Source organism: Nonomuraea sp. NPDC049158 (assembly GCF_040648335.1).
Lineage (GTDB): Bacteria > Actinomycetota > Actinomycetes > Streptosporangiales > Streptosporangiaceae > Nonomuraea.
Genome location: NZ_JBEZDM010000020.1, coordinates 126,228 through 152,137 on the forward strand (window position 1 = coordinate 126,228; position 25,910 = coordinate 152,137).

Consider the following 25,910-nt stretch of genomic DNA (forward strand, 5'->3'; position numbering starts at 1 on the left):
CACATGATCGCGTCTACCGCTTCTTCTAGGACGCCTCCATCTACGCGACTGGCTGTACAACTCCGACGACCCAGCGGTGGCAGCCAAGGCAGCAGGCCTCGAGCACCAGCAGAAAGACCTACATCAAGACGCCCGGAACTCCTATGGCTCCGGTAAGCCGCCACTCAGTTGATCAATGGGAACGGCGACGGGGGCCAAGACCACGGTGACCTTGGCGAAGGCTTCGGCGCCGGGTTTGACGTAGCGCATGGCGGTGCGGGGTTCTTATGCCGGATTGTTCCCCGACCCCCTTTAACGAGCCGTTTGGGGCTCGGGTTATCGCCACTGGCCGTTCCGATGCGGGTGGTCCACCAGCGAGGCTCGGCACGACAAGCTAACTATATGCGCTGAATTGAATACACAGAGTGATAGTTCTGAGAAGTCGACACTTCCGAGACCCGAAAAGGGGAACCCTCGTGATGAAACTTTCGCTGGCCGGTCTGACCACCCTGGCCGTCGCCGTGGCGACGGTCGGGGTGGCTCTCGTCAACCCATCGCCTGCCGCGGCCCAAGCGCCGGAGCAGCAGTGGTTCATGGAGTTGGACGGCGTGCCGCATGGAAAGATCTGGACCCGGAGCAGTGGGCACAGCCAGTGTCTGACCGCGAACACCTTCGCCATCGCCACCGCCCCGTGCGGCAGCAGCACTCCGGGGCAGTACTGGTTCATGGAGTTCGAGGGCGTGCCGCATGGAAAGATCTGGACCCGGAGCAATGGGCACAGTCAGTGTCTGACCGCGGACCCGAACACCTCCGCCATCGCCACCGCCCCGTGCGGCAACAGCACTCCGGGGCAGTACTGGTTCATGGAGTTCGAGGGCGTGCCGCAAGGAAAGATCTGGACCCGGAGCAATGGGCACAGCCAGTGTCTGACCGCGGACCCGAACACCTCCGCCGTCACCACCGCCCCCTGCGGATGACCTCTCGACTCTCCGTCGCCTAGGTAGTCAGTGCGACCGCTGCATGACTTTGGGCTCGCCTGTGGCTGGCCCCCAACAAGGGCCCGCCGGCTGCGCCGGCAGGATCCCGAGCGAGGTCGTCGGCTTCAACTGCGTCTAGCCGCACCGTCGCCCGCTCCGAGCCGGGAGCGGGCGGCCCTCGGCGATGGCGGCGGGCTCGGTCTCGGACCGGGCGGCTGCGAGGGTCTTGTGGACGACGCCGACCGAGACCTTCACCCCGGCGGCGATGGTACGGCTGGTCAATGCCACCTTCGCCGCCCGCGATGCGGCGTGGTGGGGCGAGGGCATGGCCTGCGCGAGCGACTCCAAGAAGTTCGGCTCGTGGAGCTCGAACTTCACGACCGAGTGGCACCAGCGGTACCGCGGCCCCGGGGTGATGATCTACTGGCACGTCGAGAAGAAGTCGCTGTGCGTCTACAGCCGGCTCAAATCCTGCGCGGCCTCCGAAGTCGCCGCGATGATCGAGGGCGTACTGGGGCACTGCACGGACGTGGAGATCGACCGGCAGTACACCGACACGCACGGCGCTTCCATCGTCGGGTTCGCCTTCGCCCATATGCTCGGCTTCAACCGGCTGCCCCGGCTGAAGAACGTCGTCTCGGCCCGCCTGTACCGGCAGGCCGCCGGGGAGGACGAGAAGTGGCCGAACCTGGCGCCTGTGCTGTCGACCAAGACGATCGACTGGGACTTGCTCCGCCAGCAGTACGACCAGATCGTGAAGTACACCACCGCCCTGCGCCTGGGCACCGCCGAGGCCGAGCAGGTCCTGCGGCGCTTCACCCGCGGGCCCAAGCACCCCACCTACCGGGTGATCGAGGAACTGGGCCGCACGGTATGTACGGCGAGTGGCAGAAGCGGCCCACCGACGCCGACCGGCGGGCCCTGTCGCCACTGTTCTGGACCCACGTGAACCCCTACGGCCGATTCGAGCTGGACATGAACTCCCACCTCGACCTCGCCACTGCGGTGGCGGCCACTCTTCCCGGCCCCCGAACCCCGCCCGAGGCGGAAACCGCCCGATCGGCGATCCGTCTGCTTCAGCCATCAGGAGCGGTCGTACGGCGGTTCTCGATCAGATTGATCTCGGGCTGGGATGTGCCGGCGCCGGCATGTCTGCGCCTTCACTGCCACGCCAGGTGCCTCATTCAGGTGGTGAGACCGGCGCTGGTCAGCCAGATGTGTTCGCAGGTCGAAGATGCCTTTGGGAAATTCTCGCGGGATTCCTGCGAGGCGTGGTAGAAGGTCCGCTCGATCATCCAGCACAGGGCGCGGGCCATCGCTGACGCTTGTTCTGGTTCGGTGCCGGCCTGAACGCCGGCTCGTTCCAGGACGACGGTGATGGCCGTGATGAACAGGTCAGCCGTGTGGCTCAGTGGCCCTCTCCCGGACATCGCCCTTGCGTTCGGTGGCGCGCCGGCTCCGCGCAGAGTGGTGGTGGCTGGGCATCAGAGCTGAGCACCTTCGGCAAAGTCGCGCACTGCTCAACCTGCCGCTGGTGGTGCTCACCGACCGCGGCTGCGCCTCGGCGTGCGAGCACTTCAGCTCCGCCGTCCAGGTCCGACGCCGCCACGTCCCCCAGTCCGTCGCCCGACTCTTGGGTGCCCGAAGCGAAGACCAGGGAGCTCATGGTTACCTTGTGGTACTTGACGCGGGCGCGTGCGGGGCGGGGCCCCGTACATGACGCGCCACGACGGACCGTTGTCTTCCCCTCCGCGGGGGTGCCTCCCGAGGGACGCCAGCCGCGACCGACCGTTGTCTTCCTCCCCCGCAGGGGGTATCCCTCTCAAAGAACCCTAGCCACCACGGACCGTGTGGCGAACCACCCGGGGGGACCGTCAGGTGGCCGGGTCGGCGATGCGGTCGAGCCACTCTTCCAGGAGGCGCTGCTCCGGGTCGGTCAGGACGGTGGTCCGGGGCAGGACGGCGCGCAGGGTGACCGCTGCGGTGACCGGGCCTGGAGACGTGGCCGCCGGAGTGTCGGTGGTGATCGCGGCGATGACCGCCTCGCGGGCGAGGGCGGACAGCTCCAGATCGCGACGGTCCGCGGGCATGGTGATCAGGGTGACCGTAGTCCCCAGGCCGGCGGCCTGGACGAGGTGGGCGGCGCGTTCCTCGCTGACGCGCAGCCGGCCCGCCTCGGCGATCCGGCGGATGTGCGTGGCGAGGACCTTTTCGCCGGCGACGGCGGCGGGCGGGGCGGCGGTGTCCCCGAGGCGGGGCTCGTTCATGAGCAGGTACAGGGCCGGGTTGGCCAGGCCGAACCCGATATGCAGGTCCCAGCCGGCACGGAGATCCTCGACCGGGTCTGCGGTGGGCTGCCGGTCGGTCTTGCTGCTCAGGTAGGCGGCGAAGCCCTCGGCCGCGACCGCGTCGAGCAGGCCTCGCATGTCGCCGAAGAGCCGGTAGATGGTCGGCGCCTGTACTCCTGCCGCGGCGCCCACCGCGCGCGTCGACGCGGCCTCCCGGCCGCCCTCGGCGAGCAGCTTGGCCGTGGCGGCGAGGATGCGTTCGCGGGGACCGCCCCCGGCATCGGCGTCATCGGCATCCATGGTGGCAACGATAACAGATTCGCGTTAGCGTCACTATTTATCGATGATAACGTCAATCTCGTTAGCGGTGATGTGCCGGAATGGATCCGGCCCGGGCAACCCGACCGCAGGACGACAGCTGGAGGCCATAATGATCATCGTCACCGGGGCCGGTGGCCGGCTCGGCCGGGCGATCGTGGAGGGGCTGCTCGAACGCGTCCCCGCCGAGAAGGTCGCGGTGAGCGTCCGCGACCCCGAGAAGGCTCAGTGGTTGCGGGAACGGGGCGTCCGCGTCCGCCGGGGTGACTACGCCGAGCCCGCGAGCCTCGCCCATGCCTTCGAGGACGCCTCGCAGGTCCTGATCGTGTCCGCCGACGCCACCGGCGACACGGCGCTCAGTCTGCACCGCGCCGCGATCACGGCGGCCAAGGCGGCCGGTGCGCGCCGGATCCTCTATACCAGCCATATGGGCGCGAACCCGGCCTCGCTCTTCGCGCCCATGCCCGACCACGCCGCCACCGAGGCGGTGCTGGGGGAGTCCGGCGTCGCCTGGACCTCACTGCGCAACGGCTTCTACGCCGCCACGCCGCTGATGCTGTTGCGCGACGCTCTGCGGACCGGCGAGCTGGCCGCGCCGCAGGACGGGCCGGTCTCCTGGACGGCCCACGCCGACCTGGCCGAGGCCGCCGCGATCGTCCTGGCCGACGAGGGTCGCTTCGACGGCCCGACCCCGCCGCTCACCGGCTCCGAAGCCCTCGACCTCGGCGACGTCGCCGCGATCGCCGCCGAGCTCACCGGACGCCCGATCAGGCGCGTCATCATCACCGACGAGCAGTACGTGGCGAACCTGCTCTCCCATGGCGTGCCGGAGCCGCAGGCGCGGATGCTCGTGGGCATGTTCGCCGCCAGCAGGCATGGCGAGTTCGCCCAGGTCGGCCCGGCGCTGGCCGACCTGATCGGCCACCCGCCGACGCCCCTGCGGGACGTCATGAAAGCGGCGCTCACGGAAGGCTGACGCGGCTGCGAAGGCTGACGCGGGTCGACGCTGGGCTGACGCGGCTGCGGGGGACTAACCCCGCGCCAATGCTGGGCTGACGCGGCTGCGGAGGCCCGACGCGGGTCAACGCCGGGCCAACGCGGGCTATCGCAGACGCGACTCGATGGCCTCGATGATGCGCGGGCGGAGTTCGGCGGCGCGGATGACGGCGTCCACGGAGCCGACCTCGACCGCGCGCTGGATGTTGTGCACCCGGTCGAACTCCGTGGCCACCTCGCCGAGCTTCTCCGCGCGGACCGACGAGCGGAGCTCGTCGAGCTCCGCGGTCAACGCGGCGCGCTCGGTGCCGGCGGCGGCCGCGGTGCGCGCCTCCAGGTCCCGTACGCGCGGGTCGGCCGCGGTGCGGACGTTGACGTCGCCGGAGAACACTACCGCGGCGGCGGGGGCACCCCCGAGCACCGAGGCGAACGAGCCCTCCAGCGCGAGTACGGTCATGTTCGGGTTCAGCGCCTTGGAGAACACCACGAACGCGCCGCCGTGGTAGCGCGAGATCACGCAGAACACGATGGGCCCGCGGAAGTTCACGATCGCCCGGCCGATCTCGGCGCCGTACTCCAGCTGCAGCTTCCGCATCGACTCCGGCGAGCCGTCGAAGCCCGACAGGTTCGCCAGCACCACCAGCGGCCGGTTGCCGCTGGCCGCGTTGATCGCCCGCGCGGCCTTCTTCGACGATCGCGGGAACAGCGTGCCCGCGGTGTAGGTGTCCGGGCCGTCGGTGGGCGGGAAGCCGCGCCGCGGCACCGCCCGCGACTCGATGCCGAGCAGGCACACCGGGATGCCGCCGAGATGTACGTCCTGCACCGCCGCGGTCTCCGCGTCGGCCATGCCCGCCCAGCGCTCCAGCACCGGATGGTCCTGGTCGGACAGGGCCCGCATCACGGTCCGGATGTCGAACGGCTTCTTGCGGTCCGGGTTGGCCTCGGCGGAGAAGATCTCGCCGACGGTGCTGAAGTCGCTGTCCGGCAAGGAGTGCGGGAAGTCGGAGATGTCGCGCTCGACGGGGTCGGTGGTCTTCGCCCGTCGCGGCCCCTGCTCGCCGGGCGCGACGTAGGTGTGGTCGTAGTACGACATCAGCACGTCCCGCGCGGCGGCCAGGTTGGGCGCCCAGTATTGGGCCTGCCCGTTCGGGCCCATCACGCGGTCGTAGCCGCCGATGCCGAAGTTGTCCTCGGCCGACACGCCGCCGGAGAAGTCGAGCGACTGCTTGCCGGTCAGCACCATCGCCGAGTCCGGCGTCATCACCAGGATGCCCTTGGTGTGCATGAGCATCGTCGCCTCGGCGTTCCAGTAGGGCTGCGCGCCGACGTTGATGCCCGCGACCACGATGTTGATCTCGCCGCCGTCCTGGGTGAACTCGACGATCCGCTTGAGCGCCGCGGCCACCCAGTCCATGTTCTCCGTGCCGGACTTCATGGAGATCCGGGCGCCGGCCGACAGCGCGTACCACTCCAGCGGCACCCGCATCCGCTCGGCCAGGTCCAGCGCGGCGATCACGCGGCGGCACTCCGCCTCCGACAGCGCGCCGAGCGACTTCGTCGGGTCGCCGAGCAGCAGGACCCTGGTGACGCCCTGCGGGTGCCTGCGGGTCGGCGTGGTGACCACGCCCGCGACGATCGCCGCGGTGTTGCGCCCCTTCGGCCGGTCGACCGGCACCAGCGCGTGGTCGTCGTCGAGATCGTACTCGGCGAAGTCGCCGAGCCGGCCGGTCAGCTCGTACGGGTAGACCGTGTTGCGGCTGCTGGCGCGCAGCACCTTCTGCCGGTAGTCGTCCAGCGGCTCGACCGGCTCGTCCGACGGCTCGCCGATGGTCAGGTCGGTGCCGCCGGTGGCGTCGAAGGTGATGCGCACGGCCATCTTCGTCAGCTCGCCGGTCGTCCGGTCGCGCTGCCGCGCGATGAACAGGATCTCCTCCAGGCCGGCGCCCACGGTCGTCGGACGTACGCGCGCGGCGATCATCTCGATCTCGGCGCGGGTGATGCCGCTCGGCGGCCAGACGTAGACCACGATCCGGTTGGTGTTGAAGCGCTTCTCCGACGGCCGCCGCGACTGCGCGCGGCGGATGGAGTCGAGGCAGGTGGCGATGGTGTCCTCGGCCGTCGGCAGCGCGACCAGCCGGCCGTCGTGCTCGCGCAGCTCGGTCAGGTCGCGCACCTGGGCGAACGCGACGAGGCGATCGTCCGACGGGTTCTCCCGCGCCACGCACTGGAAGAGGTAGACCTCCTCGTCCGACGACGGCAACCGGGTCAGGTCGAACTTGCTCAGCCGCTCCAGCTGCATCCGCTGCGCGATGTACGGGTGCAGGCCGCGGATCAGCCGCTGCTCGGTCATCCCGGTGGCCGACGGGCGGAAGGTGAAGTGGTGGTGCATCACCGTGCCGCCGCTGCCCGCGACGGTGGCGGTGACCCTGCGGACCTGGTCCGGCAGGGGGTGCGCGCTGACGACCTCGTGCAGCGCGGCCGCCATCGCCTCGGAGTCCTCCGGCTGCCTCTCCCAGGCGAGATAGATGTCGGCGTCGATGGCGTCCTCGCCGCTGACCAGCTCCGCGAGCCCGCGCAGCGCGCTGCCCAGGTCCTCGAAGCCGACCGCGGAGGAGACCACGCGGGAGCCCGCGCGCTCGGCGACCACGAACGTGCAGCCCGCGGCCTGGCTGGTGCGGACACCGGTGAGACCCTTGTTGCCGTAGTAGCGCCGGGTCAGCACCTCCAGCATGATCGCGTTGTCCAGGTCGTCGCGGGTGAGCCGCTGGCCGAGCAGGCGTACGAGCGGCTCGGTGGTGCGTACCATCTCGGCGATGCGCTCGGCGCGGTCCGGCGCGTCGGGGTGCGCGTCCAGGTGGCGCAGGTGCTTGCGGACGTCGGCGTAGACGCGGGCGCGGTTGCGGCGCAGCAGCGGCTGGCCGAACCAGGCGAACACCACGCCGCGCGCGAGGTCGGAGACCACGGGGAAGCGGACCTGGGTCGCGGCCAGCAGCCGCTCCAGCGCGAGACCGGCGGGCTCGCGCAGCGTCTCGTCCGGCGGCGACTCCCGCAGCCAGGCGCGCAGCAACGTGGTGACCACCGCGGCGTCGGCGGAGGCGCGCTGCTGGGCGAGGAAGATCCGGAACACCGCGGCTTCGAGCTCGGGAGAGCGCTCCAGGTCGGTGACGCCGTAGTGGCCGAGCGCCTTGGCGAGCTTGGCCTGGAAGGCGGCCGGCAGCCCGGCCCGCTCGACGTCGAGGCTCTGCAGGTAGGTGTGGAAGTACTCGCGAGCGCTGTAGACGTGGCCGGCGCCGAAGTCCTCGCCCGCCGGCCGGTTGCGGCTCAGTTCGGCCAGGTCGGCGAACACCTCGACGAGGGCGAGCTCCTCGGCCAGTGGCCGATGGCCGTCCTCGGTGGCCGCCCGGCGGGCGGCGAGGTAGTCCTCGAGCACTCCGCCTTCGTCGTGCGGGTCGACGTCGAAGCCCAGCAGCAGGCTGCGCAGGTCCTCCTGGCCGCGCGTGGCGCGCGCCCGCGCCGGGATCTTCCCGTTCGCGACGGGCAGGTCCAGCTCGACGGACTCGGCGGCCGAGGTGCTCGCGGCTTCGGCGTCGTCGGCGAGCGGCTCCAGCCGCAGCAGCGGCGCACCGGTCTCGACCTGGCTGCCCACGGAGACGACGCATTCCTTCAGCCGCGCCTTGAACGGCGCCCGCAGGACCGTCTCCATCTTCATGCTCTCCAGCACCAGCACCGGAGCGCCCGCCTCGACCTCGGCGCCGACCTTCAGCGGCGTGGCGACGACCAGCGCGGGCGCGGGCGAGCGGACGACGCCGCCCTCGTCGCGGCTGACCCGGTGCGTCACGCCGTCGACCTCGACCAGGTGGATCGGCCCGTGTGTGCCGGTGAGCAGGCGGTAGGGGGTGCCGTTGACGATGACGCGCCCGCTGTGGCGGTCGAAGCGCTCGAGTTCGACGTCGGCGGTGCGGACGTCGTCACCCGCCTGGACGCCGACGCGGAAGCGGTGCGCGCCGACCCGCGCGACGCGCACGCGGTAGCCGGCGCCACGGAGCTTGAGGTCGAGGGGCCGGCCGCTCTCGTGCTGCACCTGCGGGCGTCCGCCGAACGCCGTGGACAGCAGCCGCTGCCGTTCGGCGCGCTCCTCCTCCTCGTACGCCTCGATGGCGGCGGCCGCCAGCGCGACGGCGGAGTGGCGGTGGGAGACGAGCCTGCCCTGGCCGCGGACGCGGTCGATCCAGCCGGTGTCCGCGCTGGCGTCGATCACCTCGGGCTGGTCGAGCAGGTCGAGCACGAAGCTCTTGTTCGTCGCGCCGCCCTCGATGATCACCGTGGTCTGCGCCATGGCCCGGCGCAGCCTGCCGAGTGCCTCGTCGCGGTCGCCGCCGTACGCGATGATCTTCGCGATCATCGAGTCGAAGTCGGCCGGGATGGTGTCGCCCTCGCTGACGCCGGTGTCCACGCGGATGCCCGGCCCGGCGGGCAGGTCCAGCCGGGCGATGCGGCCGGGGGAGGGCGCGAAGTCGCGGTCGGGGTCTTCGGCGTTGAGCCGGGCCTCGACGGCGTGGCCGCGCTCCACCGGCGGCGCACCGTCGAGCCGGCCGCCGGATGCCACCCGCAGTTGCGCCTTGACCAGGTCGAACCCGGTGGTGGACTCGGTGATCGGGTGCTCGACCTGCAGCCGGGTGTTGACCTCGAGGAAGGCGAACAGCTGGTCGCCGGGGTGGTAGAGGAACTCGACGGTCGCCGCGCCCCGGTAATCGACCGCGACGGCCAGCCGTTCGGCCGACGCCTTGAGCTCGGCCGTCTGCGCGGGGCTGAGCACCGGCGACGCCGACTCCTCGATGACCTTCTGGTTGCGCCGTTGCACCGAGCAGTCGCGGACGCCGAGCGCCCACGCGGTGCCCTGGCCGTCGGCGATCACCTGGACCTCGACGTGCCGGGCGCCGGTGACCAGGCGCTCCAGGAACACCACGCCGCTGCCGAACGCCCGAGCGGCCTCCTGGCTGGTGCGCTCGTAGGCGTCGGCGAGCTCGGCCTCGTTCGTGACCACGCGGATGCCGCGCCCGCCGCCGCCCGCGGTCGCCTTCAGCATCAGCGGGTAGCCGATCTCGGCCGCCGCCGCGAGGGCGGCGTCCAGCGTCTCGACCGCGCCGCGGCTCCACGGCGCGACCGGCACGCCGACCTCCTCGGCGAGCAGCTTCGCGCCGATCTTGTCGCCGAGCCGGCGCATGGCCTCCGCGCTCGGCCCGACGAAGGTGACGCCGATCTTCTCGCACAGCTCCGCGAACGCCGGGTCCTCGGCGACGAAGCCCCAGCCGACCCACGCGGCGTCGGCCCCGGTCTCCACCAGCGCGCGCTCCAGCGCCTTCAGGTCGAGGTATGGGCGCTCGGACGCCGGACCGAGATCGTAGGCGAGGTCGGCCTCGCGCACGAACGTGGCGGTGCGGTCGACGTCGGTGTGCAACGCGACGGTTTGGATCGGTGTCGCGGTCTCCGCGGCCAGCTCCCGGACTGCGTGGATGAGCCGCATCGCGGCCTCACCACGGTTGACGATGGCGACACGACTGAACACCCGACCGAGCCCTCCTGTTGACTGTGCGCGCCTTCCCTGTGGCACCCCCCGCACCTGTACAGCCTTGCCTCTGCCGGCGCGTAGGGGAATGTCGCAGAGGGAGCACACCAAGGCTCCACAGTTGTAGGGAACGACCAAAAGCACGCGTGCGCGGGCGTGCCAGGTGGCCCTAGGTTACCGTGCGGCCACCACAGCGTGACGCCGTAGGGCCTGGGCGAGGCCCGCCGTGGCGAACGCCGCCGCCACCAGTACGGCGCTGACCCACAGGGGCGAGTGGTAGCCGAGCCCGGCGGCGATGGCGGCGCCGCCGATGGCGGGACCGGCCGCCGCGCCCACGTTGAGGGCCGCGGTCGCGAAGGAGCCGCCGAGCGAGGGCGCCTGGGTGGCCGCGTACAGAACCTGGGCGATCAGGGTCGAGCCGACGGCGAACGACAGGGTCCCCTGGACGAAGACGAGCACGAGCGTGGCGACGGGGCTGCCGGCTGTGGCGGCGAAGAGCGCCCACCCGGCGAGCAGGGCGATCCCACCAACGATCAGGACCTGCGTCGGCCGCGTGTCGGACAGGCGCCCGCCGATGGTCACTCCGGCGAACGACCCGAGACCGAACAGCGCCAGCACCGCCGGCACCCAGCCCGGCGCGAAGCCGGTCACCTGGGTGACCAGCGGAGTCAGGTACGTGAACGTACAGAAGGTGGCGGCGTTCACCAGCGCGGCCAGCACCAGCACGACGAGCAGGCGCGGGCCGCGCAGGGCCCGGAGTTCGCGCCCCGCGCGGGGGTCCCCCGTCGCCGGCGTGAGGTCCGGCACCGAGCGCACCACGGCGAAGACGGCAGGCAGGGAGATCAGGGCCACGGCCCAGAACGCCGACCGCCAGCCGAACGTCTGGCCGAGCGCGGCACCGGCGGGCACCCCGGCGACGCACGCGAGCGTGATGCCGCCCAGCAGGATGGAGGTGGCCCGCCCCTTGGCGTTCGGCGCGACCATGCCGCTCGCCGTCGCGAGCCCCACGGCGAGGAAGCCGGCGTTGGCCAGCGCTCCGAGCACCCGGGTCACCAGGAGCACCGAGAAGCTGGTGGTGAGCGCACCGGCGACGTGCACGAGCATGAACGCGACCAGGAAGACGAGCAGCGCCCGCCTGGGTGGCCAGCGCAGACTGAGCACCGCCATCAGCGGCGCTCCTACGATCATTCCGGCGGCGAAGGCGGACGTGAGCGCGCCGGCGGCCGGGATGGACACGTTCAGTTCATCGGCGATGTTCGGAACCAGTCCGGAGAGCATGAACTCGGACGTTCCTTGGGCGAAGACCGCCAGTCCGAGGATGTAGATGGCGAAAGGCATGAGCGAAAGACTCCAGGCCGCGTTGAAAGGGCATCACAGGACGACGCGGCGCGCACCCGCGTTCATCAAGGGCGCGCGCTACCGCGTGAAAGGAGGAACCAGGCCCGGCCCCACGACAGAGGCGGAATTCCTGGAACGAAGCAGTCCGTGTGACGGTCATCCGGCGGCGAGAGTGACGAAAGGGCGCGCCGGCCTCAGGAGGCGGCGCTGCCGCGTGACATCACGAGAAGCCACCGGAAGAACCGGTGGCTAGCGTCTTGACGCCTCAGGACTGGACATAGGCCACACGATAGTCAAAAGTCGCAGAACTCGTCCATCGCATAAGCGCTTTTGCCCAGATACGGGTTTTTCGCACCTGCGAAGCGAGCATGATGCGCACGACCCCTCGGCGGACGTCCTGAACGGGGGGAGAAGCGATGAAGGGGTACGACTTCGAGGGAGCGGCGCTGGAGCTCGGCGCCCTGGTGCGCGAGGACGGCACCGCCGACCCCGCCGAGCGGATCCGCATCCCCCTGAGCATGCTGAACCGGCACGGACTGGTCGCCGGCGCCACCGGAACAGGAAAGACCAAGACCCTCCAGCTCATGGCCGAACAGCTCGCCGCCCAGGGAGTCCCGGTCTTCCTCGCCGACATCAAGGGCGACCTGTCGGGACTCGCCTCACCGGGTACGGCCTCCGAGCGCGTCACCCGGCGCGCCGCCGAGGTGGGCGAGACCTGGCACCCCGCGGCGTGTCCGGTGGAGTTCTTCTCCCTGGGCGGTCTGGGAGACGGCATCCCGATCCGCGGCACCATGACCGCCTTCGGCCCGACCCTCCTCGCCAAGGTCCTCGGGCTCAACGACACGCAGGAGTCGACCCTCGGACTGATCTTCCACTTCGCCGACAAGCAAGGGCTGCCGCTGCTCGATCTCAAGGATCTGATCGCGGTCATCCGGTACCTGACCACCACGCCGGAGGCGCTGAGCGGGATCGGCGGGCTGTCGGCGGCGACGGCCGGGGTCATCCTGCGCGCCTTGACCAACTTCGAGGCGCAGGGGGCGGAGGCGTTCTTCGGCGAACCGGAGTTCGACGTGCGCGACCTGCTCCGGGTGACGCCGGACGGCCACGGGATGATCTCCGTTCTCGAACTGCCCGCCGTACAGGACCGGCCGCAGCTCTTCTCCACCTTCCTGATGTGGCTGCTCGCCGATCTGTTCCACGTGCTCCCCGAGGTGGGCGATGTCGACAAGCCGAAGCTCGTGTTCTTCTTCGACGAGGCGCATCTGCTGTTCGACGACGCGTCCAAGGCGTTCCTGCAGTCGATCGCGCAGACCGTACGGCTGATCCGGTCGAAGGGTGTGGGCGTCTTCTTCGTCACCCAGACGCCGAACGACGTGCCGACGGACGTGCTGGCCCAGCTCGGCGCGCGCGTGCAGCACGCCCTGCGCGCCTTCACCCCCCAGGACGCCAAGGCGCTCAAGGCCACCGTCTCGACCTTCCCCGAGTCCTCCTACGACCTGGAGCGGCTGCTCACCGAGGTCGGCATCGGCGAGGCCGTCGTGACGGTCCTGTCCGAGACGGGCGCGCCGACCCCGGTGGCCTGGACGCGCCTGCGCGCCCCTCAGACGCTCATGGGACCGTCGAGCCCGGACGTGGTCGCGGGCGTCATCGCCGCCTCGCCGCTTCAGCCGAAGTACGGTACGGCGGTCGATCGCCAGTCGGCCTACGAGATCCTGTCGGCGAAGCTGGCCGAGCCTCCCAAAGGCCCCGCCCCCAAAGGCCCCGCTCCCGAGGCTCCACGCGAGCCGGAGCCGAAGCAGTCCATGTTGGAGAGGGTGCTGGAGTCGAAGGAGTTCCAGTCCCTGGCGCGGTCGGCGGCGTCCACCCTCGGCCGGGAGATCACCAGATCCATCTTCGGCACCGCCCGTCGCGGGCGAGGCTGAATCAGCGCACGTGGACCGGTCCGAGGTCTCAGGCCAGCGCGGCGGCGACCCGCTGCCGGAGCAGGGCCTCGTGGCCGGGGTCGGTGCGCAGGGTCACGGTCAGTCCCGTCCTGGCCGCGTCGGCGAGGACGGCCAGCAGGGTCGCGAGCTGCCCGGGAGGCTCGGCGCTGAGCAGTTCCTCGGCGTGCCCGACGGTCAGTGGGACGGCGCCGACATCGCGCAAGGAGTCGGTGAGCGCGTCCCAGTTGCGGCCGAAGTGGCCGGGGAGGCGCAGGGCGCGTGCCACCTCCTCGAAGAAGGCGGCACGCGTCCGGCAGGCCCGCCCATCCACCAGCGCCGGCGCAGGGTCGGTGGACACTGTCAGCCAGTGCGGCGGCGGATGTGCGGCGGCGGTCATTGGCGGTCCTAGAGCCGGTAGAAGTCGGTGTAGTGGTTGGGGGAGAACCACGTCACACCGCTGCTGCGGTTGACGACGATCCGGTACGCGTCACGCGCGGCACCCCGCGCCCGGGAGTACACGTCGTACTCATAGTAGGTGGCGCCGCTGGGCAGCTGGCCTTCCCGGTTGTAGAAGCGCCCGCCGGTGTAGTTGTACCTGCCGTCCGTCCAGGCGTACCAGCCGCTGCTGGTGGGGTAGCTCTTGGAGGCCCAGATCGAGTTGGCCGAGCGCGCGTCGGCGCAGCGGGAGATGGTGCAGGAGTTGTAGACCGTGGCGTTGGCTGGGGTGATGCCGACCAGGCCGACGAGGGACGTGAGGGCGGCGAGGACGACGGTCAGTCGTACCGGCCAGGAAGGGCGGGGGCGCGGCTGAGTGTGCACGAGGCCTCCTTCGGGGGGTGACAGACATGGTCATGTTCGCCGCTCATCTCAGGTCAAATCAAGGCAAAGAATGCCAAGGGGAAGGTGAACACTTCGCGGACGGCGCCTGTTGCATCACTTCGTACCCAGTGGGGCGGATCTGTCGGCCGCCGCGCTCGCGTAGCGGCGGGCCAGGCGCGCGAAGGCGTCCTTGAGCTCGGCCGGGCCGACGACCTCGATGTCGGCGTCGAACCTGCCGAGGGTGGCGGCCAGGCCGGGCCAGGACCACGAGCCCAGGACGAGCCGGCAGCGGTTCGGGCCGAGCTCCTCGACGACTCCGTCGTGGGTGAAGCGGGAGACGGCGGCGGCGGGCAGATCGAGGATCACCTCGCCGCGACAGGACCAGTTGCCGGCGCCGTCGACGCCCCGGAACTTGCTGGTCACGAAGGCGACCAGGTCACCTCCGGGCAGCTCACGCGGGATGAAGCGGGGCCCGGTAGGGGTGCGCGGGGTGATCCGATCGGCGCGGAAGGTGCGCCAGTCCGCGCGGTCGAGGTCCCAGGCGACGAGGTACCAGCGCCCGCCCCACGTGACGAGGTGATGGGGCTGCGCCCGGCGCGGCGGGGCCGGCGCGCCGTCGTCGTCCACCCCAGGCGGATAGTCGAAGCGCAGCACCTCCCGGGCGTGGACGGCGGCGCTGAGCGCCATGAGGACGCCGCTGTCGACCTGCGGGGCCGGTCGGCTCGCCGGCCGCTCGACGGCGGTGATCTGGAGGGTGTCGATCCGGTGGCGCAGCCGTGCGGGCATGACCTGCCGGACGGTGTTCAGCGCGCGCGCCGCGGCTTCCTCGATGCCCGCACCACTGGAGGTGGCGGCGACCTGGAGCGCGATGGCCAGCGCGACGGCCTGCTCGTCGTCGAACAGCAACGGGGGCAGCTCCGCACCGGCGTCGAGCCGGTAGCCGCCCTCGGGCCCCTTGAAGGCCAGGATGGGATAGCCGAGCTCACGCAGGCGGTCGACGTCGCGGCGTACGGTGCGCGGGCTGATGTCCAGCCGCTCGGCCAGCAGCGCCCCCGGCCAGTCCCGGCGCGTCTGGAGCAGCGAGAGCAACGACAGCAGTCGCGCGGAAGTCTTCGGCATGACGTCATTTTGCCCGGAGAAGAGGCCACTCCCTGTCCGCTTCCTCTGCGACTGTTGTCGTGTGCCAGAAAACGACAACGACGCGAAGGGCCCGAACGCCGTGACCGCCACCACCACGCCCCCCGCGACCCTCGACGCCGAGCGGGTCGACCTGCTCGCCGCGATCGCGAACGCGCGCTCCGCCCTGACCAACACCGTCCGCGGGCTCGGCGACGAGCAGCTCGGCGAGCGCCCGACGACCAGCGAGCTGTGCCTGGGCGGGCTGATCAAGCACGTCGCGTCCATGGAGGACGCGTGGCTGCGCTTCGTGGTCGACGGCCCGTCGGCGATGACCTACGCTCTGCCTGAGGGGGTCACCTGGGCCGACATCGCGACCGGTACCGCACGCGAGTTCCCGCAGTGGATGATCGACCACCAGAACGACTTCCAGATGCTGCCCGGCGACACGCTGGCCGGGATCCTGGAGCGTTACGAGCAGGTCGCCGCCCGCACCGCGGAGATCGTCGCCGCCGTCCCCGACCTGTCGGCGACGCACCCGATGCCGGAGGCGCCCTGGCACGAGCCGGGAGCGGTGCTCAGCGTGCGCGGGGCGCTGATGCACGTCATCGCCGAGACCTCCCAGCACGCCGGGCACGCCGACATCCTGCGCGAAACGCTCGACGGTCAGAAGTCGACCTGAGCGTTGATGACCGTTCTCGACAGCCGGGCGCTGAACCGCGCGACGCTCGCCCGGCAGCTGCTGCTCGATCGCGCCGACATGCCGGTCCTCGACGCCGTCGCGCACCTGTGCGGTCTGCAGGCGCAGGAGCCGCAGGAACCGTTCGTCGGGCTCTGGTCGCGGTTGCGCGCGTTCGACCCGGCGGCGCTCTCGGACCTGCTCATCCGGCGGAGCGTGGTGCGGACCCACCTCATGCGCCGCACCGTCCACCTCCTCACCGCCGACGACGTCCTGGCCTGGCGGGCCCGCCACGACGCCATGCTGCGCCAACGCGTACTGGGGACCTACCGCCGCGAGCTCGCCGGGGTGGATCTCGACGAGCTCGCGGCGGCGGGCCTGGCGGTGATGGCCGACGACGAACCGCGCTCGATGAGCGAGCTCGCGCGGGCGCTGGCCGATCGCTGGCCGGCGCCGGGACCGCGGGCGCTGGGCGAGATGCTGGTCGCCGCGCTCCTCCCGATGGCGCAGCTGCCGCCGCGCGGGGTGTGGCGGACGAGGGCGGGAGTACGCAACGTGCTGCTCTCCTCCTGGCTGGGGCGCGAAATCGACCCACCGGCCCTGAACGGCTCGGATCCGGTCGGCTCCGATGCGGTCGGCTCGGATCCGGACGGCCCTGATCGGAACGGCTCCGATCCGGTTGGTGAAGCGCTGGTACGGCGCTATCTGGCCGCGTTCGGCCCCGCCGCCTCGGCGGACCTGCGCGCCTGGTGCGGCCTGGCCGGACTGCCGGCCGCGGTGGCCGCGATACGAGAGGAGCTGGTCACCTTCCGCGACGAGCGCGGCCGGGTCCTGCTGGACCTCCCCGACGCGCCGCGCCCCGACCCCGACACGCCCGCCCCGGTACGGTTCCTGCCGGCGTTCGACAACGCGCTCCTCGGTTACCACGACCGCGGCCGGATCATCGACGACGCTCACCGCAACCTGTCGGTCGCCGGTGCGCGCGTCGTTCTGGTCGACGGCCGGGTCGCCGCGACCTGGACCGTCCAGGCAGGAACCGTGATCGTCACCCCGCTGGGCGGCTTCTCCCGAGCCGACCAGGCCGAAGTCGCCGAGCAGGGGCAGGCGCTGGCGGCGTTCCTCTCCGACAACGAGAGCGACCGCGTACAGATCGACGCGTCTACCGGCTGACCGCTACACCCGCGAGCTGCTTCCCCCGAGCACGGGATCGTCCCGGCAGTCGCGGCTGACCTCCCAGACCGGCGCCGCCGCCTGCTACTACCACCTCGACCTGGCCGGCTGCCTGACCGCGTTCGGCGACGCCGCCACCGCCCTGCATCCGGCGCTGGCGCCCACGGAGCGTGGGTGGCCGAGGGGCGGCTCGGTGTTGTTCCTGTGCACCGGCAACAGCGCGCGTTCCCCGGTGGCCGAGGCGCTGCTGCGGCGCCGCGTCGGCGGCGTCGAGGTCACGAGCGCGGGCAGCCATCCCGCACCGCGGCTCCATCCGAACACGGTGCGGGTCCTGCGTGAGGACTACGACATCGACCTCGAACCCCGGCAGCCGCAGTCGCTGGACGCGGTCGCGGGGCGGCGCTTCGACTACGTGGTCACGTTGTGCGACAAGATCCGCGAGGTCCCTCGCGACCACGGCACGGCCGCCACGACGCATTGGAGCCTGCCCAACCCGTCCGATGGCGCGGACACCGACAGCGCGACCTACCCGGAATTCCGGCGTGTCGCGAAGGAACTCGATACCCGGATCAGATTCCTGCCTCTGTAAGCACGCACAACGCTTTCGTGAACATGAACACCACAAGGAGATCTGACCTGACCACCTCACCGACCGAATTCGCCAGCGTCCGCTACCTCAACGACGACGTACGAGCGGCTGTCGACTTCTACACCACACACCTCGGCTTCAGCGTCGCCTTCGACGCCGCGCCCGCCCGGTGTCCGGCCCCGGTGGGCGCCAGATCCTGCTCGCCGACCCCGCTGGTAACCTCATCGAACTGTTCCAGCCCGCCCAGAGCCCCGCGTAAAACTGAAAGCACCTTCCATGCTGATACGCCGCCGAGCGCGATGGCTCCGTACTCCGAAGCTGATCGGGGTCGTGGTGCTTCTCGCGGCGTTCGTGACGATCGCGCTGTTCGTCCCCTATCCGGACGCCGAACAGATCCGCGACTGGGCACGGGCCGCCGGTCCGTGGTTTCCCCTCATGTTCTTCGTCACGCACGCACTGGTGACCATCGCCTTCCCGCGGTCCCCGTTCACCTTCGGCGCCGGACTCCTGTTCGAGCCGGTCACCGGCATCGCCATCGCGATCTGCGCGACCACGGTGAGCGCGGCGCTGGCCTTTCTGCTCGTACGCGCGATCGGTCGCGACGCGGTCGCCGCCCGGTTGACCCACCCGGCGGTCGCGGCGGTCAACCGGCGCCTGGCCCGTCGTGGCTGGCTCGCCGTCGGGTCGCTCCGGCTGATCGGGCCGGTTCCCTTTCCGCTGGTCAACTACTGCGCGGGCGTGTCGTCGGTCCGGCTCGTGCCCTTCCTGGTCGCCACGGCCGTCGGTGTGGCTCCCGGCACGATCGCGGTCGTCCTTCTCGGTGACGCGCTCACCGGACGTACCGATCCCGCGCTGGTCCTCGTCACCGTGATCTGCGGTGCGATCGGACTGGCCGGTCTGCTGGCCGACGGCCGTCTCGGCATCGAGCGACCGGACGCGGAAGATCCGGCCGGGTCCAGGTGAGCCAGGACGAGCCCGGCGCGAACGAGCGGGACCCGATGGCGGCCCGGCGCCGGCTGCGTGAGGTGACGCTGCTGTTCCTGAAGCTGGGCGTCATCGCCTTCGGCGGCCCGGCCGCGCACACCGCGATGATGCGCGATGAGCTGGTACGCCGCCGCGGGTGGGTCAGCGACCAGCGGTTCGTGGACCTGATGGGCGCCACCAACCTCATCCCCGGCCCCAACTCCACCGAACTGGCCATCCACCTCGGTTACGACCGGGCCCGGTGGCGCGGCCTGATCGCCGCCGGGGTGTGCTTCATCCTCCCGGCCGCGCTGATGGTCACGGCCCTGGCCTGGGCGTACGTCACCTACGGCAGCACGCCGGCGGCCGAGGGTCTGTTGTACGGCATCGTCCCCTCGGTGATCGCGATCATCGCGCACGCGCTGTTCGGCCTGCTGCGCACCGTGGTCAAGACCGTCTGGCTGGGCGTGTTGGCGGTCGCGGCACTGGCCGCGTACCTGCTGGGCGTCAACGAACTGCTGGTGCTGGTGGCCGGGGCGGTGCTGGCCGCCGCGGCCCGGGCCCTGCGCCGCCCGCCAGGCCGGGGCGCGGCACACGGGGTGCTCGCGGCGCCATTGCTGACGTTCGGCGGGTCCCTGAAGGTCGGCGGGTCTCCGGTGTTCGGCGGGCTCCCGGTGTTCGGCGACCCCACCGGCGGCCAGCTGCTTCAGCTGTTCGCCACCATGCTGAAGATCGGTTCGGTGCTGTACGGCAGTGGCTACGTGCTGCTGGCCTTCCTGCGTGGCGACTTCGTCGACCGGCTCGGCTGGATCACCAACCAGCAGCTCATCGACGCCGTGTCGATCGGCCAGGTCACCCCCGGCCCGGTGTTCACCACCGCCACCTTCGTCGGCTACATGATCGCCGGGCCGCTGGGCGCGTTCCTGGCCACGGTGGCCATCTTCCTGCCCTCGTTCGTCTTCGTCGGCCTGCTCACCAAACTCACCGACAAGCTCCGCTCCAGCGAGTGGACCTCCGCCCTGCTCGACGGCCTCAACGCCGCCGCCCTCGCCCTCATGGCCGGGGTGTCCTACGAACTGGGCCGGACCGCGATCATCGACCCGCTCACCGCGGGCATCGCCGTGGTCACGCTCGTGCTGTTGTGGCAGACCCGGCTCAACAACGCCTGGTTCATCGCCGGCGGCGCCGCCATCGGCATCGCGCGCGCCCTGCTGTTCTGACGGCCGGCCCCGCTCCGCCACGTGCGCGGGGCGGGACCGACGCTGACCGCGTCAGGGAAGCTTCCGTACCTCAGAAGGCGTTGACGAGGACGACGTAGACGGCGGTGCCGATGCCGACGCTCAGGATGGTGCGGCGGCCTGAGGCGAGGTGGACGCCCGCGGTGACGGCGACCGCGAGCAACGCGTACGGCGTCGCGTGCGGGTCGGCGGTGATGGTGCCGTGCAGGGCGGTCAGGGCGAGGATGGCCAGGATGCCGACCGGCATCCAGACCGCCAGCTGCTGTACGGCGGCCGAGCCGCGCAACGTGCGCAGCAGCGCGAAGGGGACGGCGCGCAGGGCGAGGGTGAGGGTGAAGACGATCGCGAGGACGGCGAGGATGTAGGCGGCGTCAGGCATTCTCGGCCTCCGGGACGGGCCGGCGGGTGGTGAGCGCGTGGCGGGCCAGCAGCAGGGCGACGAACAGCAGCAACGCGGTGAACATGGCGACGCCCGGGGTGACGATGAGGGCGGCGGTCACGCTGGCCGCGGCGAGCAGCACGGCGGGGATCTCGCGGCGCGAGCGGAACGCGTCCAGGGTGAGCACGGTGAACAGGGCGCACAGGGCGAATTCCAGGCCCTTGATCGGCGCGGGCAGGGCCGCGCCGATGGCGACGCCGACCAGGCCGCCGCCGACCCAGTAGGTCTGGCAGGAGATCTGCATCGCCAGCAGCCGGGCCGCCGAGCGTTCCGCCTCGGGGAGTGAGGCGTTGACGGCGTACGCCTCGTCGATCATCGCGTAGACCGAGTACGCCTTCGCCCACCGGTTCTTGACCAGGTGGAGCGGGAAGGAGAAGGCGTAGAAGACATGCCGGAAGTTGACCACCAGGACGGTCAGCGCGACCGCGGCGAGCGGTGTGACGGTGGCCAGCATGCCCACCAGCAGGAGTTCCAGGGAGCCGGCGAAGGCGGCCATGGACAGGGCGGGGGCGAGCCACCCGGGCAGACCGGCCTGGAGCACCAGCAGGCCGAGGGCGATCCCCAGCGGGAAGATCCCCAGCCCGGCGGAGAAGGAGTCGCGTACGCCTGCGGCTATCTGCCGGCGCCGGGTGGAGTGGGCGGGAACCGCCGCGGTCAACTGGGGCGGGTCTATTACGTCTTGCACCCCTCCAGGATGCCGGAAAACAGTTGGTATGTGGTTGCGGATATTGCTCAGGCAAGGGCCCGTGGTGCAATATTCTTTCGTGGATCTGATCGACAGAGCAATCATCGCCGAGTTGGAGCGTGACGGGCGGCTGACGAACGTGGAGCTGGCCCAGCGGGTCGGGCTCACCGCCGGGCCGTGCCTGCGGCGCGTTCAGCGGCTGGAGGCGGAGGGCGTGATTCGCGGCTACCGGGCGGTCATCGACGCCGCCGCCGTGGGCCGGTCCTTCGAGGTCCTGGTCGACCTGACGCTCGACGCCCAGGACGCGGAGACGGTCGAGTATTTCGAGCAGACCCTGGCGCGGGCCGAGGAGGTCGTCGAGCTGCGGCGGTTGTTCGGCAGTCCCGACTATTTCGTCCGGGTGGCCGTGGCCGATCTGGGTGCCTATGAGGCGTTCCTGAGTCAGTACGTCATGACCATCCCGCGTGTTCGGGGCATCACCTCGCACTTCACGCTCAAGAACGTCAAGCCGGCTCCGTAACCACCCCGCACGATGTCCCCGGCCCAGTCAGACGCGGGCTCAGGCGGGGGTGCGGCAGGTCGCGCCCTGGCAGGAGCTCAGCTCCGTCATACGCTTGTCCAGCCGGGCCGCCAGGGCGGCGTTCCGCCTGCGGCCGGCCGGCGTGGCCAGCAGGTTGTTGAGCTCGTAGCGGTCCTTGGTCAGGTCGTAGAGCTCGTACTCACGCTTGTTCGCGGAACGTTCCAGGTCGTACCAGCGGATGTAGGCGTAGCGCTCGGTGCGCAGCGAACTCCACGACGGCACGTCGACGAGGTAGACCTCCTTCACGTCGCCTTCGGTGTACTCCTGGAAGATCCCGTTCCGGTCGGTCACGCCCGAGCCGGCGTACTGGCCGAAGAAGTCGGTGCGCCAGCCGCGAGGCGTGCCGCCGCGAAACAGCGGCGCGAGCGAGGTGCCGTCCACGTTCGCCGGGATCGGCGCCCCGGCCAGGCCGAGGAAGGTCGGTCCGTAGTCGATGGAGGTGACCATCGCGGTGCTCGTGCCGTGCTTGACGCCGGGGCCCGAGATGACCAGAGGCACACGCGTGGACTCCTCGTACGGGGCCATCTTCTGGACCAGCCGGTGCGCGCCCAGGTTGTAGCCGTTGTCGCTGGCGAAGACCAGGTAGGTGTTGTCGTACTCGCCGGTGTCCTTCAGCGTCTTGACGATGCCGGCCACCATGTCGTCGAGCGCGAGCAGGCTGCCCATGCGGTTGCGGTAGTCCCAGTTGTTGGTGGCGGCGACGAGTGCCGAGCGGACCTTGGTGCTCCGCTTCAGCCAGGTGGGTTTGTCGCTGACGTCCCGCTCCTGGAAGTTGGGCAGGTGCGGGCCAGGCCCGAGAGCGAAGGGCCGTACACGGCCGTGCGCAACGCCCTGTTCGACCTCGCGAGCACCCGCGGCGCGGGGGTGGCCGTCCTGTTCAGCGGCCTGCCCGGCCAGATGGTCTCCGAGCCGAGCAAGTCCGCGCAGCCGGTGCTGCTGGAGCTCGAGGACTGCCTCATGGACGCGCTGCGCGACCGGTTGGTCAAGGCGGGCAGCGGGGAGGACGAGCCCACGTTGGCCCTGCGCGCCTCCGTGCTCTCCCGCGCCAACGTGGGCGCGCTGCGCGCCACCGTGCTCGCCTTTCACGCGCTTCCCGAGGAGGAACGGACGCTGGACTCGGCGCGGCGCCTGGCCCGCCAGGCGTTCGACATCCTGGGCGCGTGAACCCCGAGTGCTGTCTCAGACGACTTCCGAAGCTCTGGCGGTCGCGGCGGCGTGCTCGTCGGCGGTCATGCCGAGGTCGGGGTCCTGCCGGTTGAGGTCGTACTGGTCGTCGGCCCATCGCCGGTAGTCCCGCCGTACGGTGAGCTCGTCGGAGTCGACGATGTGGGCGATGTCGGCCCAGGTGACTCCGGCCAGCACTGCGTGGTGGACGTTGGCGGGATGCCGCACGGTACGCGCCACGCACTCCGCCAGCGCCAGCAGCTCCATGTGCTCGGCCACGGTAAGGGGCGGACGGTCGTCGGCTCCGTGCCGGACCGGGTCATAGATCCCTCGGGTCACCAGCTCGATCCGGGCGCGAGCCGAGGCGTGCTTGGCGGCCAGCTCGTCGTAGCGCGCCAGCTGCTGACTGACCGGCATGTCGTAGCGAGCGTCGCGCCAGGTGGGGATCTGTTCGGGCATGATCATTCTCCAGGGTGACGTGGGGGCGTGACGACGAGCACGGCAGGAAGCCAGAGTAGACAGAGGGCAGCAGGATAGACGCATCGGGAAATCGGAGTAGATGAGCCATGAAGAGGTCCATGGTGGTGGCGCCGGAGCTGCGCCCGCTGCTGCGCCGGTTGCCGCTGGTGCCGGTCGATCGCGCCTGGGCGCGGCGTCTCGTGCGATACGTCGGCCGACGGCTGCCCACGGTGGACACCCCCGGCGTCGCGCGGGAAGATCCGTCCGCACCCGTCCCCGGTACGCGCCTCTACCGTCCGGAGACCCGGCGTGGCGACGGCGCCCTGCTGTGGATCCACGGCGGCGGGTACGTCATCGGCAACGTGAGCATGGACGACGGGTTGTGCGGATCGACGGCCCGCGAACTCGGCGTCCCCGTCCTGTCGGTCGAATACCGTCTCGCCCCGGAGCACCCGTTCCCCGCCGCCCTCGACGACTGCCACGCGGGCTGGGCGTGGTTACAGGAGCACGCGCGATCGCTCGGCTTCGACCCGGCCCGGGTCGCCGTCGGCGGCCAGAGCGCCGGTGGCGGTCTCGCCGCGCCGTACGCCGTCCCGGCGCGGCGTGCGGACCTCGGCGGGCTGCCACCCACCTGGATCGGCGTCGGCGACATCGACCTGTTCCACGACGAGGACCGCGACTACGCCGACCGGCTGCGGGCCGCCGGCGTTACCACCACCTTCGACGTCGTACCCGGCGCGCCACACGGCTTCGAGACGTGGGCGTCCCGTACGGCGATCGCCCGTCAGCACATCGCGGTCGCCCACGACTGGCTGCGCCAGAGGCTCATCTCGGTCGCGTGACGCGTTCGAGCCAGCGCAGGAGCAGGGCGACCTCGGCCGGTTCGAGGGCGTCGGTGCCTTCGAGGTCGAGTTGCGCGTGGAGGCGCAGCGCGGTGGTACGCAACGGATCGGCGTCCTGTTGACCGGTTGATTCGGTGAGCACGTGTGAGAACACGGCGTCACGCATGCGGTGGGACTGCGCGGGGTCGTCGAACTGGGCCGGGCCGGCGAGGTGGCTGAGGGCGTTGCCGATGCTCGCCGCCAGGATCAGCCGGGCGGCGATCCGCGGCTCGACCTGCAACGCGCCCGCCGCCGCGCACCGTACGAGCGTCTCCACCAGCAAGTCGAACACGCGATCCCGAGCAGTAGAGTGGGACCACGGCCGGGGAGTGAACATCAGCTGGTAGAGGGCCGGGTTCTCCTTCGCGAACGCCAGGTGGCCGTCCCAGCCGGCGCGCAGATCGGCTACCGGGTCGGCCGTCTGCTCCTGCGCGGCCTTGAGCGTGGCGTACCTCTCGCATCCGTGGTCGGCGATGGCGTCGAGGAGTCCTCTTTTGTCGCCGAAGAGCCGGTAGAGCACGGGCTGGCTCACACCGACCGCCTCACAGACCGCCCGCGTGGCGATCTCGTTGTCCGAGGAGGTCGCCAGCTGACGCTCCGCGGCTTCGATCATCGCCGTGCGAAGGGAGTCCGTTCCTGTCATGCGACCAATGATACGCCTCAGCGCTAGCGACGATACGAAGACCGTGCTACCGTCATGCCTTAACGACGATATCGCTGAGGCGTATCGACGATACGAATGGAGGGGTTTCCATGAATGAGCAGCGCATAGCCGTGGTCAGTGGCGGCTCCCGTGGGATCGGCCGGGCGATCGCGACGACTCTGGCGGCACAGGGCTCCGCGGTCGTCGTGGGCTACCAAGGGTCGGCCGCGGCCGCCGCCGAGGTGGTCCAGGAGATCACCGCGGCCGGCGGCCGGGCGATCCCGGCGCAGGCCGACGTCGCGGACGAGAGCGCGGTCGCGGCGATGTTCGACGAGGCGGAGAAGGTGTTCGGCGGGGTCGACGTCGTCGTGAACTCCGCGGGACGGCTGTCACTGTCGCCGATCGCCGACCTCGACCTCGCCGACCTGGACGCCCTGCACCGCACCAACATCCGCGGCACCTTCGTCATGGCGCGGGAGGCCGCGCGCCGCGTGCGCGCCGGAGGGGCGATCGTCACCCTGTCCACCTCCGTGGTGGGCCTGCAGTTCCCGAACTACGGGGCGTACGTCGCCAGCAAGGGTGCCGTCGAGGCGATGACGCTCGTCCTGGCCCGCGAGCTGCGGGGACGCGACATCACCGTCAACTCGGTCGCGCCCGGGCCGACCGCCACCGACCTGTTCCTCGAAGGCAAGGACGAGGCCACGGTCGAGCGGCTCGCCAACCAGGCCCCGCTCGAGCGGCTCGGCACCCCGGAGGACATCGCCCAGGTCGTCGCCTTCCTGGCGAGCCCCGCGGGGCACTGGGTCAACGGGCAGGTCGTGCGCGTGAACGGCGGCATCATCTGACGTCCGCCTCCTGTCAGCTCTTCATCACCCACACGAAAGGGAAACACCATGCCGTTCGCCAACCTCAAGGTGCCCGCCGACACCCTGACCCCCGAATCCAAGAAGAAGCTCATCGACGCCGTCACCGACGCCTACGCGGCCGTGTACGGCGAGCGGGCCCGGGCGAACACCCTGGTCCTCATCGACGAAGTCCCCGACGGCGGCTGGGGGCTCGGCGGCGACATCCTCACCGCTGAAATGCTCGGCCGAAGCTGAG

Annotated in this window: 25 protein-coding genes; 14 read left to right on the plus strand and 11 right to left on the minus strand. The window is 70.9% G+C overall.

The window, feature by feature from the left end; genetic code table 11:
* Positions 1-455: 455 nt before the first annotated feature.
* Together AB0B61_RS35235 and AB0B61_RS35240 are read left to right on the plus strand one after the other, a co-directional pair.
* The gene (locus AB0B61_RS35235) at positions 456-956 is read left to right on the plus strand and encodes a ricin-type beta-trefoil lectin domain protein (protein WP_358441353.1); all 501 of its coding nucleotides are present in this window, start codon (positions 456-458) and stop codon (positions 954-956) included.
* A gap of 226 nt (positions 957-1,182) precedes the next feature.
* Positions 1,183-1,905 (plus strand): Tn3 family transposase, encoded by a 723-nt coding sequence (locus AB0B61_RS35240; RefSeq protein WP_358441356.1) that lies wholly within the window; start codon positions 1,183-1,185, stop codon positions 1,903-1,905.
* 925 nt (positions 1,906-2,830) lie between these two features.
* Here the strand turns inward: AB0B61_RS35240 and AB0B61_RS35245 are convergent.
* A complete protein-coding gene (locus tag AB0B61_RS35245) occupies positions 2,831-3,544 on the minus strand; it encodes a TetR/AcrR family transcriptional regulator (RefSeq protein ID WP_358441358.1) in 714 nt (237 codons plus the stop codon).
* Between the two features lie 130 nt (positions 3,545-3,674).
* Between AB0B61_RS35245 and AB0B61_RS35250 the strand changes: the two genes are divergently transcribed.
* The gene (locus AB0B61_RS35250; RefSeq protein ID WP_358441361.1) at positions 3,675-4,538 is read left to right on the plus strand and encodes an NAD(P)H-binding protein; all 864 of its coding nucleotides are present in this window, start codon (positions 3,675-3,677) and stop codon (positions 4,536-4,538) included.
* Positions 4,539-4,664: 126 nt separating this feature from the next.
* Here the strand turns inward: AB0B61_RS35250 and AB0B61_RS35255 are convergent, their stop codons facing one another.
* Together AB0B61_RS35255 and AB0B61_RS35260 are read right to left on the minus strand one after the other, a co-directional pair.
* Positions 4,665-10,124 (minus strand): carboxyl transferase domain-containing protein, encoded by a 5,460-nt coding sequence (locus AB0B61_RS35255; RefSeq protein WP_358441363.1) that lies wholly within the window; start codon positions 10,122-10,124, stop codon positions 4,665-4,667.
* Between the two features lie 174 nt (positions 10,125-10,298).
* Positions 10,299-11,462, minus strand: a complete 1,164-nt coding sequence (locus AB0B61_RS35260; protein WP_358441366.1) for a Cmx/CmrA family chloramphenicol efflux MFS transporter — start codon at positions 11,460-11,462, stop codon at positions 10,299-10,301.
* A 416-nt stretch (positions 11,463-11,878) separates the two neighbouring features.
* Between AB0B61_RS35260 and AB0B61_RS35265 the strand changes: the two genes are divergently transcribed.
* Positions 11,879-13,384, plus strand: a complete 1,506-nt coding sequence (locus AB0B61_RS35265; protein ID WP_358441369.1) for a helicase HerA-like domain-containing protein — start codon at positions 11,879-11,881, stop codon at positions 13,382-13,384.
* 28 nt (positions 13,385-13,412) lie between these two features.
* Here the strand turns inward: AB0B61_RS35265 and AB0B61_RS35270 are convergent, their stop codons facing one another.
* The 3 genes from AB0B61_RS35270 to AB0B61_RS35280 all read right to left on the minus strand — a co-directional run bounded on the left by AB0B61_RS35270 (position 13,413) and on the right by AB0B61_RS35280 (position 15,322).
* Positions 13,413-13,781 carry a barstar family protein gene (locus AB0B61_RS35270; RefSeq protein ID WP_358441371.1) on the minus strand — a complete coding sequence of 123 codons (369 nt, stop codon included), beginning with the start codon at positions 13,779-13,781 and terminating at the stop codon, positions 13,413-13,415.
* Positions 13,782-13,789: 8 nt separating this feature from the next.
* Positions 13,790-14,203: a ribonuclease domain-containing protein gene (locus AB0B61_RS35275; RefSeq protein ID WP_358441374.1), complete on the minus strand. Its 414-nt coding sequence runs from the start codon at positions 14,201-14,203 to the stop codon at positions 13,790-13,792.
* Positions 14,204-14,317: 114 nt separating this feature from the next.
* Positions 14,318-15,322: a WYL domain-containing protein gene (locus AB0B61_RS35280; protein ID WP_358441377.1), complete on the minus strand. Its 1,005-nt coding sequence runs from the start codon at positions 15,320-15,322 to the stop codon at positions 14,318-14,320.
* A 61-nt stretch (positions 15,323-15,383) separates the two neighbouring features.
* Between AB0B61_RS35280 and AB0B61_RS35285 the strand changes: the two genes are divergently transcribed.
* The 5 genes from AB0B61_RS35285 (at position 15,384) to chrA (ending at position 19,940) form a co-directional block, all read left to right on the plus strand.
* Positions 15,384-16,001 (plus strand): DinB family protein, encoded by a 618-nt coding sequence (locus tag AB0B61_RS35285; RefSeq protein WP_358441380.1) that lies wholly within the window; start codon positions 15,384-15,386, stop codon positions 15,999-16,001.
* Between the two features lie 6 nt (positions 16,002-16,007).
* A complete protein-coding gene (locus tag AB0B61_RS35290) occupies positions 16,008-17,168 on the plus strand; it encodes a winged helix DNA-binding domain-containing protein (protein WP_358441382.1) in 1,161 nt (386 codons plus the stop codon).
* Positions 17,169-17,361: 193 nt separating this feature from the next.
* Positions 17,362-17,757 (plus strand): arsenate reductase ArsC, encoded by a 396-nt coding sequence (locus AB0B61_RS35295; RefSeq protein WP_358441385.1) that lies wholly within the window; start codon positions 17,362-17,364, stop codon positions 17,755-17,757.
* 276 nt (positions 17,758-18,033) lie between these two features.
* Positions 18,034-18,720 carry a TVP38/TMEM64 family protein gene (locus AB0B61_RS35300; RefSeq protein ID WP_358441388.1) on the plus strand — a complete coding sequence of 229 codons (687 nt, stop codon included), beginning with the start codon at positions 18,034-18,036 and terminating at the stop codon, positions 18,718-18,720.
* Positions 18,717-19,940 (plus strand): chromate efflux transporter, encoded by a 1,224-nt coding sequence (chrA, locus tag AB0B61_RS35305; protein ID WP_358441391.1) that lies wholly within the window; start codon positions 18,717-18,719, stop codon positions 19,938-19,940. Before AB0B61_RS35300 ends, chrA begins: the two co-directional genes overlap by 4 nt.
* 70 nt (positions 19,941-20,010) lie before the next feature.
* Here the strand turns inward: chrA and AB0B61_RS35310 are convergent, their stop codons facing one another.
* A complete protein-coding gene (locus tag AB0B61_RS35310; protein ID WP_358441394.1) occupies positions 20,011-20,337 on the minus strand; it encodes an AzlD domain-containing protein in 327 nt (108 codons plus the stop codon).
* Positions 20,330-21,082 (minus strand): AzlC family ABC transporter permease, encoded by a 753-nt coding sequence (locus AB0B61_RS35315; protein WP_358441396.1) that lies wholly within the window; start codon positions 21,080-21,082, stop codon positions 20,330-20,332. Before AB0B61_RS35315 ends, AB0B61_RS35310 begins: the two co-directional genes overlap by 8 nt.
* 79 nt (positions 21,083-21,161) lie before the next feature.
* On the opposite strand from AB0B61_RS35315, the gene AB0B61_RS35320 reads away from it, so the two are divergent.
* Positions 21,162-21,602 (plus strand): Lrp/AsnC family transcriptional regulator, encoded by a 441-nt coding sequence (locus tag AB0B61_RS35320; RefSeq protein ID WP_358441399.1) that lies wholly within the window; start codon positions 21,162-21,164, stop codon positions 21,600-21,602.
* Positions 21,603-21,641: 39 nt separating this feature from the next.
* Here AB0B61_RS35320 and AB0B61_RS35325 read toward each other — a convergent pair whose 3' ends face one another.
* Positions 21,642-22,559: a sulfatase/phosphatase domain-containing protein gene (locus AB0B61_RS35325; RefSeq protein WP_358441504.1), complete on the minus strand. Its 918-nt coding sequence runs from the start codon at positions 22,557-22,559 to the stop codon at positions 21,642-21,644.
* Between AB0B61_RS35325 and AB0B61_RS35330 the strand changes: the two genes are divergently transcribed.
* Entirely contained in the window at positions 22,443-22,826 is a 384-nt protein-coding gene (locus tag AB0B61_RS35330) for a hypothetical protein (protein ID WP_358441507.1), read from the plus strand. The two genes, AB0B61_RS35325 and AB0B61_RS35330, sit on opposite strands and share 117 nt — an antisense overlap.
* Positions 22,827-22,841: 15 nt before the next feature.
* Here the strand turns inward: AB0B61_RS35330 and AB0B61_RS35335 are convergent, their stop codons facing one another.
* Positions 22,842-23,285, minus strand: a complete 444-nt coding sequence (locus AB0B61_RS35335; protein WP_358441401.1) for a hypothetical protein — start codon at positions 23,283-23,285, stop codon at positions 22,842-22,844.
* 107 nt (positions 23,286-23,392) lie between these two features.
* Between AB0B61_RS35335 and AB0B61_RS35340 the strand changes: the two genes are divergently transcribed.
* Positions 23,393-24,127 carry an alpha/beta hydrolase gene (locus AB0B61_RS35340; protein ID WP_358441404.1) on the plus strand — a complete coding sequence of 245 codons (735 nt, stop codon included), beginning with the start codon at positions 23,393-23,395 and terminating at the stop codon, positions 24,125-24,127.
* Here the strand turns inward: AB0B61_RS35340 and AB0B61_RS35345 are convergent.
* Positions 24,111-24,809, minus strand: a complete 699-nt coding sequence (locus AB0B61_RS35345) for a TetR/AcrR family transcriptional regulator (RefSeq protein ID WP_358441407.1) — start codon at positions 24,807-24,809, stop codon at positions 24,111-24,113. The genes AB0B61_RS35340 and AB0B61_RS35345 overlap by 17 nt on opposite strands.
* Positions 24,810-24,919: 110 nt before the next feature.
* On the opposite strand from AB0B61_RS35345, the gene AB0B61_RS35350 reads away from it, so the two are divergent.
* Together AB0B61_RS35350 and AB0B61_RS35355 are read left to right on the plus strand one after the other, a co-directional pair.
* A complete protein-coding gene (locus AB0B61_RS35350) occupies positions 24,920-25,654 on the plus strand; it encodes an SDR family oxidoreductase (protein ID WP_358441410.1) in 735 nt (244 codons plus the stop codon).
* Between the two features lie 48 nt (positions 25,655-25,702).
* Positions 25,703-25,909: a tautomerase family protein gene (locus AB0B61_RS35355; RefSeq protein ID WP_357650494.1), complete on the plus strand. Its 207-nt coding sequence runs from the start codon at positions 25,703-25,705 to the stop codon at positions 25,907-25,909.
* The last annotated feature ends 1 nt before the right edge of the window (position 25,910 follow it).

What these genes read in the sequence shown, in the direction of transcription:
- AB0B61_RS35260 (WP_358441366.1), bottom strand. Translation starts at nt 11,462, where the DNA reads ATGCCTTTCGCCATCTACATCCTCGGACTGGCGGTCTTCGCCCAAGGA.
- AB0B61_RS35355 (WP_357650494.1), top strand. Translation starts at nt 25,703, where the DNA reads ATGCCGTTCGCCAACCTCAAGGTGCCCGCCGACACCCTGACCCCCGAA.
- AB0B61_RS35345 (WP_358441407.1), bottom strand. Translation starts at nt 24,809, where the DNA reads ATGACAGGAACGGACTCCCTTCGCACGGCGATGATCGAAGCCGCGGAG.
- AB0B61_RS35335 (WP_358441401.1), bottom strand. Translation starts at nt 23,285, where the DNA reads ATGCCCGAACAGATCCCCACCTGGCGCGACGCTCGCTACGACATGCCG.
- AB0B61_RS35250 (WP_358441361.1), top strand. Translation starts at nt 3,675, where the DNA reads ATGATCATCGTCACCGGGGCCGGTGGCCGGCTCGGCCGGGCGATCGTG.
- AB0B61_RS35245 (WP_358441358.1), bottom strand. Translation starts at nt 3,544, where the DNA reads ATGGATGCCGATGACGCCGATGCCGGGGGCGGTCCCCGCGAACGCATC.
- AB0B61_RS35290 (WP_358441382.1), top strand. Translation starts at nt 16,008, where the DNA reads ATGACCGTTCTCGACAGCCGGGCGCTGAACCGCGCGACGCTCGCCCGG.
- AB0B61_RS35265 (WP_358441369.1), top strand. Translation starts at nt 11,879, where the DNA reads ATGAAGGGGTACGACTTCGAGGGAGCGGCGCTGGAGCTCGGCGCCCTG.
- AB0B61_RS35350 (WP_358441410.1), top strand. Translation starts at nt 24,920, where the DNA reads ATGAATGAGCAGCGCATAGCCGTGGTCAGTGGCGGCTCCCGTGGGATC.
- AB0B61_RS35300 (WP_358441388.1), top strand. Translation starts at nt 18,034, where the DNA reads ATGCTGATACGCCGCCGAGCGCGATGGCTCCGTACTCCGAAGCTGATC.
- AB0B61_RS35340 (WP_358441404.1), top strand. Translation starts at nt 23,393, where the DNA reads ATGAAGAGGTCCATGGTGGTGGCGCCGGAGCTGCGCCCGCTGCTGCGC.
- AB0B61_RS35310 (WP_358441394.1), bottom strand. Translation starts at nt 20,337, where the DNA reads ATGCCTGACGCCGCCTACATCCTCGCCGTCCTCGCGATCGTCTTCACC.
- AB0B61_RS35270 (WP_358441371.1), bottom strand. Translation starts at nt 13,781, where the DNA reads ATGACCGCCGCCGCACATCCGCCGCCGCACTGGCTGACAGTGTCCACC.
- AB0B61_RS35280 (WP_358441377.1), bottom strand. Translation starts at nt 15,322, where the DNA reads ATGCCGAAGACTTCCGCGCGACTGCTGTCGTTGCTCTCGCTGCTCCAG.